The 9,659-nt window shown below is 69.7% G+C and carries 2 protein-coding genes; one reads left to right on the top strand and one right to left on the bottom strand.

Features of this window, described 5'->3' with window-relative positions; all coding sequences use genetic code 11:
- Window positions 1-116 precede the first annotated feature (116 nt).
- Window positions 117-500, bottom strand: a complete 384-nt coding sequence (locus QH270_RS32435; protein WP_280348418.1) for a hypothetical protein — start codon at window positions 498-500, stop codon at window positions 117-119.
- A 340-nt stretch (window positions 501-840) separates the two neighbouring features.
- Between QH270_RS32435 and QH270_RS32430 the strand changes: the two genes are divergently transcribed.
- The coding region (locus QH270_RS32430; protein ID WP_280348416.1) for a YwqJ-related putative deaminase at window positions 841-9,659 on the top strand (8,819 nt) is incomplete at its 3' end.

Genomic DNA, 9,659 nt, shown 5'->3' with positions numbered 1-9,659 from the left:
CCTGCGCGTCGTCGAGGGCCCACGACCAGTCGAGTGTGTGCAATGCGCCCGCCAGGTCGGCTGCGTCATCGGCGGGCATAGCGCGCCAGTTCGTCATTCGGAGCCTTTCCTCTCGGTCAGAAGTACGACAGGAATGCCGCGTCGAAATCGGGGTCGCGGGTGTCGAAGTTCTGGGGGGTGTGGTCGAGGGCGCGCACGTGGTCGACGAACTCGGTGGGGAGGGTGAGGGGCTGTTCGGCGAGGTATTTGATGGAGTCCTCGCGCCAGATCCAGACGCCGTCGGAGTAGAGGGAGGGGCCACCCTCGATGTCGGCGCCGGGGGTGAACAGGTCGGGGGCCTCGCCCATGACGTCGAAGATCGCGCGGACCTTGCGCATGTAGTTCAGGATCTGGTCGCGGTCGTCCTCGACGGCGCCGGTGGGCGCGTCGTGTACCGAGGGCAGCTCGTCGTGCGTGCCCTCGTACATCTCGCGGTACATCGCCACCGGCTTCAATTCCATTGCGTGCGTCCCGTTCTCGATATCATGGAGTCTGTGCCCGGCTGCCGTGCCGCTCGGCACGGGTCCGCCGGTCGCGCCCGCGCTGCGGCGAGCCGCCGACCCCGATCCTTCGCGCGGACCGCCGGGTCGTCAAGTTCACCCGGACGGACAGGTGACCGACGGCGTCGCGGGGTTCGTTCCAGCCGCTTGGCGTTCATCCTGTCGTCACCGCCGGTTCGCCGGTGCCTGCGACTCTGTTGCGCAGGCGAACGAGTTGTGGTGTGCTCGATCGGGGCACCACTGTGGAGGGATGAGGGGCGATGGCGACGTTCACGGACTCGAGCTGGTGACGTAGCCCTCCATGATCGATCTGCCGTCCGGGCTGCACTGGCTCTCGATTCTCGCTGGCATGGAGTGGCCAGAGGGCAATGAAGACGAGATGTGGGCCATGGCCGAGGACTGGCGCACGGCCGCCGACAGTCTGCGTGGTCTCGTCGACGACATCGATGCCGCCAAAGACGCTGCGTTCAAGGCGTATCCGCAGGGCGAGGGTGTCGACGACATGCTCAAGGCCTTCGAGGGGATGGCCCGCGGCGACCAGTCGGTGACCAAGCTGGCCGAACTGTTCGACATCCTCGGTGATTCGGTGTACCAGACCGGTACCGAGATCGAATACACGAAGATCATGTTCCTGTCGTCGCTCGGTCTGCTGGCGCTGGAAATCGCTGCGGCGTGGGTCTTTCCGCCGACAGCGCCCGCCGTGCAGGCGGCGGCGGTCGCCGCGACGCGCATCGTGGCGCGGACGATCTTCGGCCGCGTGGTCGCGGCGATTCTGCGCCACGGCGCGAAGGCGGTGATCACCCGCGTCCTGAAGTTCATCGGCCAGCACGTGGCGATCGACACCGCACTCGGCACCCTGCAAGAACTCGGCGTCCAGCAGTGGCAGGTGGACCAGGGCCACCGCAAGGAGGTCGACTGGAACCAGGTCAAGGCCGCCGCGGTCAGTTCCGCCGCCGGTGGTCTGGCGGCCGGTCCGTTCGGCAACTTCCTCGGCAAGAAGCTGGGCGACGGCATGGCGCCCTGGCTCAAGGGCGCGATCACCGGCACCGGCGCCGGCCTGGTCGGCGCGGGCGGCGGCATGCTCGGCCAGTTCGGCTACGAGGGTTTCACGCAGGGCTGGGACAAGGCCTGGGACAATCTGCAGACCGCGGCGTCGGACCCGCTCATGTGGAGTGCCGGTGCCAGCAACGGTGGGCTCTCCGGACTGAACAAGGCCGGAGCCAACTCGGCGTGGTCGAAGATGAATCCCGGCCTGTTCGAACGGCCGAGTTTCAGCTCGCAGATCCGCGACGCCATGGGGCCTGGATACGACCTCGGAACCTTCGGGCAGAGCGACAGCGCGGGCGGGGACGGTTCGTCCAACCGTCCCGGTGGCGAGGGGGAGAACCGGGCGGGCGCCGACGACGACGGCGCGACCGGTGTCGGCGGCGATGACGGCGTGCGCGCGGGTGTGGGCGAGGACATCATGGGCGGCGAGGGCTCGGGTGAGTCGCGAGCCGGCGCCGGTGACGACAGTCAGTCGATGCGCCCAGCCGGTGCTACCCAGTCGCCCGAAGGCGAAGCCCCCGCTCCGGCGAATACCGGTGAGGGACAAGCGAATCAACAGACTGGCGACGATAGTCAGTCCACCGCGGAGGCCGGTGGCAGCGGCGCGGGACGGCAGGACGCCAAGCCCGAGGTGCAGACCGGCGAATCGCAGGCCGGTGAATCGCAGTCCGGCGACGGTGGGCGGCAAGACGGCGGTGCCCGTGTTGAAGGGGAAAGCCCTGCGGCGCAGACGGATTCGACGCAAGACAAGACCCGCGCCGGTGAAGCCGAGCAAACCGACGGCGCGAGCCTCGATGAGGGCACCCGCACCGAAGCGCAGTCGAGCGGTCAGCCGGTCACGCAGGCCAACGACACCCAGACGACCAACCGTGACACCACGACGCAGGCGGGCGGGGCGCCGATCGGCGCCGGAATGACAGGCGCCGGACCGGCCGCGACGGCGGGTCCTTCGCCCGCTGCGACCGGGCAGGCGCCTGTCACCGGGCAGGGCGCGACGCCGACAACCAGCCAACCATCGGCTACGCCGACTCAATCACCTACTACACCAACGCAATCCACGCCTGCTCAGCAGTCGACACCGGGTCAGCAGTCGACGCCGAACCAGGGTTCCCAGCCCGCGGCGCGCCCTGGTTCTCCGGAGGTGCGGTCCGGCACGCCGGACGGGGTGCAGTCCGGATCCGACATCCGCTCCGGCGCACCGGAAGTCAGGGCCGACAGCCCGACCGTCGACGAGACGGGGGTGGCCGATCCGACAGCGGAGGAACCCGGTGCGCCGACGAGCCGTCCGGAGGACGAGAGTCGTGCCGGTGTCGGCGAACAGCGCGGGGCGGGGCTGGCCGAGACTCCGCTGCAAGGTTTGCAGGCCACGCCCGGCGAAGCGCCGCCGGTGCGCCCGGAGTCCGAGGTCACCGCCGAGCCGGTGCGTGCCAGGGACACCTCGGAATCCGATCCGCTGGCCGAGATCGCGCCGGTCGTGCCGATCATCGGCGCGGAGCCAGGAGCGAGCCCCGCCCGGTCCGGTCCGGAGACTGGTCGCCCCGGCCGCGCCGGCACCGACGACACCACCACGCCGCGGGATCGCGCCGACGGCGATGACCGCCGACAGCCGGAGCCCGACGACAACGGACCCGTCTACGACACCCGCCTGCCCAATGGTCAGGGCGTCGTCCACCACCCCACGGGGACGGCGATCGGCGAGGACGCGCGCACCCATCGCGTCAGCCATAACGTGCGCAACGACGGCGCCCACGACGTGGTCGTCCACGGGCGCCGCGACGGCTCGGTGACGCCGAGCAACGGTGACCCGGTGCACCCGCAGGACATCGTCGACGCCATCCGCAGCAACCCGAACTACGTGCCGGGCACTCCGATTCGCCTGGTGTCGTGCTTTGCGGGCGACGTCAATGGCTGGGCTCAGTACATCGCCGACGAGCTCGGCGCCGACGTCACCGCGCCGACCGATCGCGTGGGCGTGCGGCAGGAACCCGGTTCGGAGCCGGTGGTCGATCGCGGCGGCAAGTGGCGCACCTTCAGCCCCGAACCGGTGACCGTGCCCGACGACCTCTCCTCGCTCCGGCCGGATGCTGACTATGCCGATCCGCGCGACCTCGGCCCGCTCGACGGGGACGCTCCGCCGCTGGACCGCGATCTGGTCGACTTCATGAGCGACGACGATGCGCCGACCCGCCCGGCCGCGATGTCGTTCTTGACACCCGAGGTCGGGATATCCACCGTGCCGTTCAGCCGGACGCCCGGGGTGGACGCTCATCTGCTCGGTGTGCTCGATCCGAACGACCCGATGGTGCAGACCGCGGGCGATCCGCCCCGGATCACCCATGTCGGCGGGGAACCGATCGACGAGTTCTCGCATCGGCTCAGCGAGGAGCGCGGGCGCGCCTTCGTCGACGCGTCCACCCCGGATGCTGCCCTTGTCGCCGAATACGAGCAGCACAAGGCTCAGCAGAAGGCGCTGACGGACGCGAAGGCCTCGGCGGGCCGTGAGGTTCGCGATGCCAACATCAAGCTCAAAGAGGCCCAGGACGCGCGCGACAACGGCGCCGCAAACGGCGAGCAGCTCGTGCGTGACGCGGAGAAGGCGCTGGAGGCGGCCAAGAAGAAGGCCGAAACGGCCAAGAACGATCTCAACAACTTCCTCGCCGCCGACAAGGCTGAAGCCGACGCCGGGAACTCGCCGGCCAAGCGTTTGGAGAAGGCCGAAGCCGAGCGCCTTCCGGCGAAGCGGCGCGGCCACGTCTCGTCCATCACCATCGACCGTCTCACCGGGCGCGTGTACGAGGCCGCCAACGGCACCTCCGAGCAGCGGATCCACCCCAACGATCTGCATCCGACGTTGCACGACAACGTCTCCCAGTACCAGGACCCCACGGACGTCTACCACAACGGCGGCGACTCCGAGTACTTCCCACACTCGGACAACCCCCTCGGGCACGCCGAGATCCGCGGCACCAACGCCGCGCTGCACGACCGGGAACTGCTCAACCAGCAGCGCGGTCCCGACGACCAGCTCCCGACGGACTTCGACGGTCTGGCCTCGATCCTCAACTCGCCGTACGTGCCGAGCAAGGGCGCCGAAGCGCCGTGCTGCGCCAACTGCACCAGGGTGGTGCAGGGCACCGAGAGCACGGCGGGCCACATCATCGACGAGGGTGCTCCCCGCGTCGACCCGATCCGCCACGCCGACATCGAACGGGCCGCCGGTGAGGGCAAGGTCATCGAGCCGCGACTCGTCTCGCCCGAATACCCACCGGACGTGGACTTCATGGGCGACGACGATGTCGCGAGCCCGGATCGCGGGTCCGACGAGCCGGTGCCGCCGGGGATGGTGCGTGGGGACGACGGGTTGTTGCGCAGGCCCGGCGATCGGCTGGACAGTTATCGCGATCCGGACGGGACCTGGCATCACGTCGATGATCCGGCGGGGACCAAACGCAATGTCCTCTTCCGGCTGTACGACTCCACCGGGTTCGTCGATGACCACCTCTCCGGCGCTGATTATCAGCATCGTGTTCTAGAGGGTGATTCGGCGCCGCACGAGATGCGGGATCCAGCGCGCGCGGCTGAGCTGAGCGAGGCCTCGGTTCGGCGCCTCGAACTCCAGATCGAGCGGGACAGCATCGGCGATGAACTCGACGAGCTCATGGATGAGTTCGGTATCGAGAACAGGCACGAACTCGCACCCAAGGCGCTCGCGGGGAAGATCCAGACCCTGCATGCAGAACTTGCCGACACCACTCTGAGCCAGGAGGAACGCGAGAGAAAGCGCGATCTGATCGATGATCTCGAGGACGTCGCCACCGACTACAACAACCTCGGACGTGAAATGGTCGAGGTCTCCAAGAAGCTCGGCGAGCTGGCTGGACTCGACTACGCGCTCGATCCGGATGCCCGGCCCGGCGCGGTCCAGCTCTCGCCCTTCGACGGCGCGTTCGATGGAGCAGGCGTGGTGGACATCGCGTCGTTCGTTCCGCGTGCGGAGGGGGACACGGGACCGACCCTGTTGGTCGTCGAGGCGAAGGGTGTCGGGTCCACACTCGGCGGGTCCAAAGTCATCAGCGCCGAACAGGGTTCACCGGAGTACCTGCGCCATATCCTGAACAACGACCGCAACCTCGTCCGGTTGCTCAACGAGACGCCCGAGCAGATGCGCGAACGCGGCGTCGACCCCGACAGCCCCGAAGGCCGGGCGATCCGCGACGCGGTGGACCAGCTGCGCGCGGCGATGGCGGACGGCACGCTTCGAGTCGAATACAAGCTGGTGCATGCCGATGCCGACGGGACGATCACCGTCACCGAGCTGCTGCTGTCCCGCGACGGCGTCGACCTGCTCGCCGATGTTCCGTTGCCCTTCGACGCCGATCCCGCCACGATCGACCGCTCCGTGGACAACGACGTCACCACCGACTACATGAACGTGCCCGAGGACAGCACGGACACGCCGGATCGGCCGGAATCCGATGCCGATGACACCGACTGGATGGGCGCTGACGACGACGAATCCACCCGTCGCCAACCCGATTTCGCCGAACCCGAACCGCCCCAGCGGGAAGTGCGCGTCGAACTCGGTCCCAACGGGGACGTCGTGGCGCTGCACATTCAGCTGGCCGACGGGCAGTGGGTGGTCGCGCGTAACGATGGTGACGAAGCCGCGCAGAATGTGCCCGCGCGTAGCGACGCGGATATTCGCGAGGTCGACAACCGGAATGTGCTGAGGAAGCTGGTCGATGATCTCAATGCCGGGTACGCGGGGCTGAATCTGAAGTATCCGTCGGGTTCGGGTCTCGATCATCGTGGGCAGACCGCGATTCGTGACGGGGTGACCGGTGGGGCGCAGCTGATCTCGGATCCGGCGCCGACACCGGCGCAGCCCGCGCCGCCGCCGGTCGACGGGCCGGTGATCGGCGCGCCCCCGCCGGGGCCGGGCGATCCCGCGCTGAACGTGGCGCGGATCGGGCGCGAGGGGCTCACCTGGTATCACAACCGGGAGCACATTCCGTTCCTCGGGCCGGTGCTCGGTCGGCAGGCGGATTCGGCCGGGAACTATCAGCCGGTGTATTTCCCGGACGGTACGGAGTATCGGCCCTGGATCACCGACGCGAACCCGAACGATGTGCGCGAGACCGTGGTCAGCGAGTTGCGGGCGAACCGGATGGACGCCGACGAGGCCCGCGACGTGCTGAAGGAACTGTTCGACAACGCGCGGGATCCGCGGCTGCGGCAGGACCTGATCGACGACCTGGAATTCAACGGGCTGATCGACACCGACGAGGCGCGGGCGCTGGAGGACGCGCCGATCCCGCCGCCCGAGGCGAAGCCGGAACAGCTGGGTCCGCCGCCCGAGGGCGAGACGCTGAGCGAGATGGCCGAGCGGCTCGGTATCGACCTCGACGGCGAGGGACCGCTGGATGTGCGCCGGGCGATCGACCGGCAGAGCCATCGGCTGCTGCGCGAGATCGGCGCGATCGAGGGCCTCGCCGACGCGGCCCGCCGCGCCGACGAGGAACAGACCCGCCCCTACCGGCGCGCCGACCATCCTGCCGACCCGGCCCCCGCCCCGGACGACCGGACGCTGGACAGCCAGGACCGGCTGCGCGAGCTCGAGTCGGACGAGCCGCGTGACGATGACGACTACTTCGACGACGACGAAGTGGGAGCCGCCGAGCCGCGGAGCCACTGGGGCGACACGAGTGCCCCACGCCCCGTGCCGTTCTCACGCGAGGTCAGCTTCCTCGACAAGGACCCGCTCGGCCGGTTCCTGCGCGACCTGATCGTCGCCTTCGAAGGCGTCACCGCGCTGCGCGACTACGACCGGGTCGGCAACGGCGCGGACCGGCTGCCCGAATGGGCCAGCTTCTCCGACGACCGGGAACCTGGTCGCGACGAGGCGCGAGCGCGCGAGTTCTTCGAACACGCCCTGCGCCGCGACCAGCTGCGCGACGAATTGTCCAGCTGGGCGGCGATGTTCGGTCGCGATCTGAGCGACCTGTCTGGCGACCGGATGGAGCCGACGCTCAACGAGCTGCGGGACTCGGCGCGGCAGCGCGCCCAGAACCTGGCCGATTTCATCGCCGCGGCGCAGCCGATCCTGCAGGGCGAAGGGGCCGAACCGGTCGGCAAGTCCTACGGCGATCAGGTGGCGCGCGTGCCCGACGCCGACGGCGGCCCGGACCGGCTGCTGGTGATCGACGGCCCGCTCGACCGGGAAGAGGCGTTGGCCCGCGCGCTGCGCGACAACCCCGAGCTCGCGATCGACATCGACAACGGCGTGCTGCGGCCCGACTTCCGCGCGGTGCACGCCGACGGCGCGGGCAGGCAATTCCTCGACCCGGTGGCCACCCCGGAGGTGCAGCACATCCGGCGCACGGTGGACGGCGCCGAACTCCAGGTGACGATGATGCGCGGCGAGGACGGCGAGTGGCGCCCGGTCCAGCCGACGCCCGAACCGCCGCCCGCACCGCGCGATCGCGCCCAGATGGTGCGCGACATCGTCGACCTGGCACGGGAACTGAACCTCGGCCCCGCCGCGCTGCACCCGGACAACATCGACGCCACTATCCGCGCGCTGCACCTGGACAACGCGGTGCGCGCGGGCCAGACGGAGGCGCTGGCCGACTACGCCCGCACCATGGCCGACATCGAGACCTTCTACCTGATCGGTGACGCGCGCGATCAGCTGGCGACGCGGCTCGGCATCCCGGACAACGAGCTCACGCCGCGGCGGATCGCCGAGACACTGGTGGATCCGAAGCAGCGGCGCGGCACCCGCCAGCAGCAGTTCGAGGATCTGCTCGACGGGCAGCAGCGCGAACCGAGCAAGACCGCCGGGTACTCGCAGCAGCTGCGCAATGTCGACGATGCCGCGGTCAAGGCCGCGCAGGAAGCGCTGATCAGGGCACTGAGCCCGGAGAACCCGGAGGCCTTGCGGCCGAAGGTCAGCAGGACCGATCCGGTGACGGGCCGGTCCAAGGTCGGCCCGGCCGACAGCGGCATCGACCCGGCCAAGCTGCGCAAGCTCGTCACGCGGCTGAACCGGAACGGCGCGGGTGACCACGTGCGGAACGCGCTGGCCGCCTACGCCGACGTGCTGATGCGCGTCGACCCGTACACCGATCACCCCGCGGGCACCAGAGCGGCGGACCCGCGCACCACCGGCGACCCGCACATCTACGACCCCGGCGCGATCCACGGCCTTCGCGATGTGGTCGGCGCGGCCGAGCCAGGCGCCGACCCGGTCGATTTCGCCGCCCAGGTCGCCGACAATGTCGCTCGCTCTTATGGCACCGATGTACCAGCCGACCCGAAGGACCCACGGCCGCAGCCGAACCGGGACTGGGCGCGGTTGGTCGGCGTGGACGTCTCCACCGCCGACGACGCGAAGTTCGTCGAGATCTACGAGGCCTACCGCGACGGCAAGATCGAGAAGCACGAGGGGCTGAGCCCGGAGAAGCTGGCCGCCGAGATCGCCGCCATCCGCGCGGAGATCCGCCTCAGGACCGAGCAGATCGAGCAGCTGAGGGCGCTGACCGACGAGTTCTATCGACCGGTGGCCGACCTACCGCCCGCCGATTCCGCCGCGGCCAGGCCGCATGCGGGCCGCGAACCCGATGCTCTGCCTGGCGGGTCGCGGGAGCTGCCCGCCGGACCGCCGCCCGCAGGCTCCCCGGACCCGAGTGGCAACGGAGGCGCCGGACGGCCACCCACCAATGGCACTCGGCCACAACCAGATCCGGGCGACAACCCGGACGGGCTGCCGCCCGAGCGCGGAACCGACCTGGACGACCGGGCCGAGGCGAAGCTCGACCAGACCATGCGCAAGCTGGACGAAGTCGCCGACGAACTGGCCGAGCCGATCCCGGCGCTCGATGATCTGGTCGGGCCCGGCGAGCCGGTCGACCCGCTCGCGCGCATCGACGAGGCGGTCGAACGGCAGAACCGGTTGCACGACCAGGCCGACGACCCCCCCCCCCCCCAAGCCGACCACCCCCCCCACGACAAAAAGCGAGAACAAGACCGCGAAGACCCCGAACTGTCACGCGATGGGTACGACCATCCCGC

The sequence above is a fragment of the Nocardia neocaledoniensis genome (assembly GCF_029868625.1).
GTDB lineage: Bacteria > Actinomycetota > Actinomycetes > Mycobacteriales > Mycobacteriaceae > Nocardia > Nocardia neocaledoniensis_A.
This window is presented reverse-complemented; position numbering and strand designations above follow the sequence as displayed.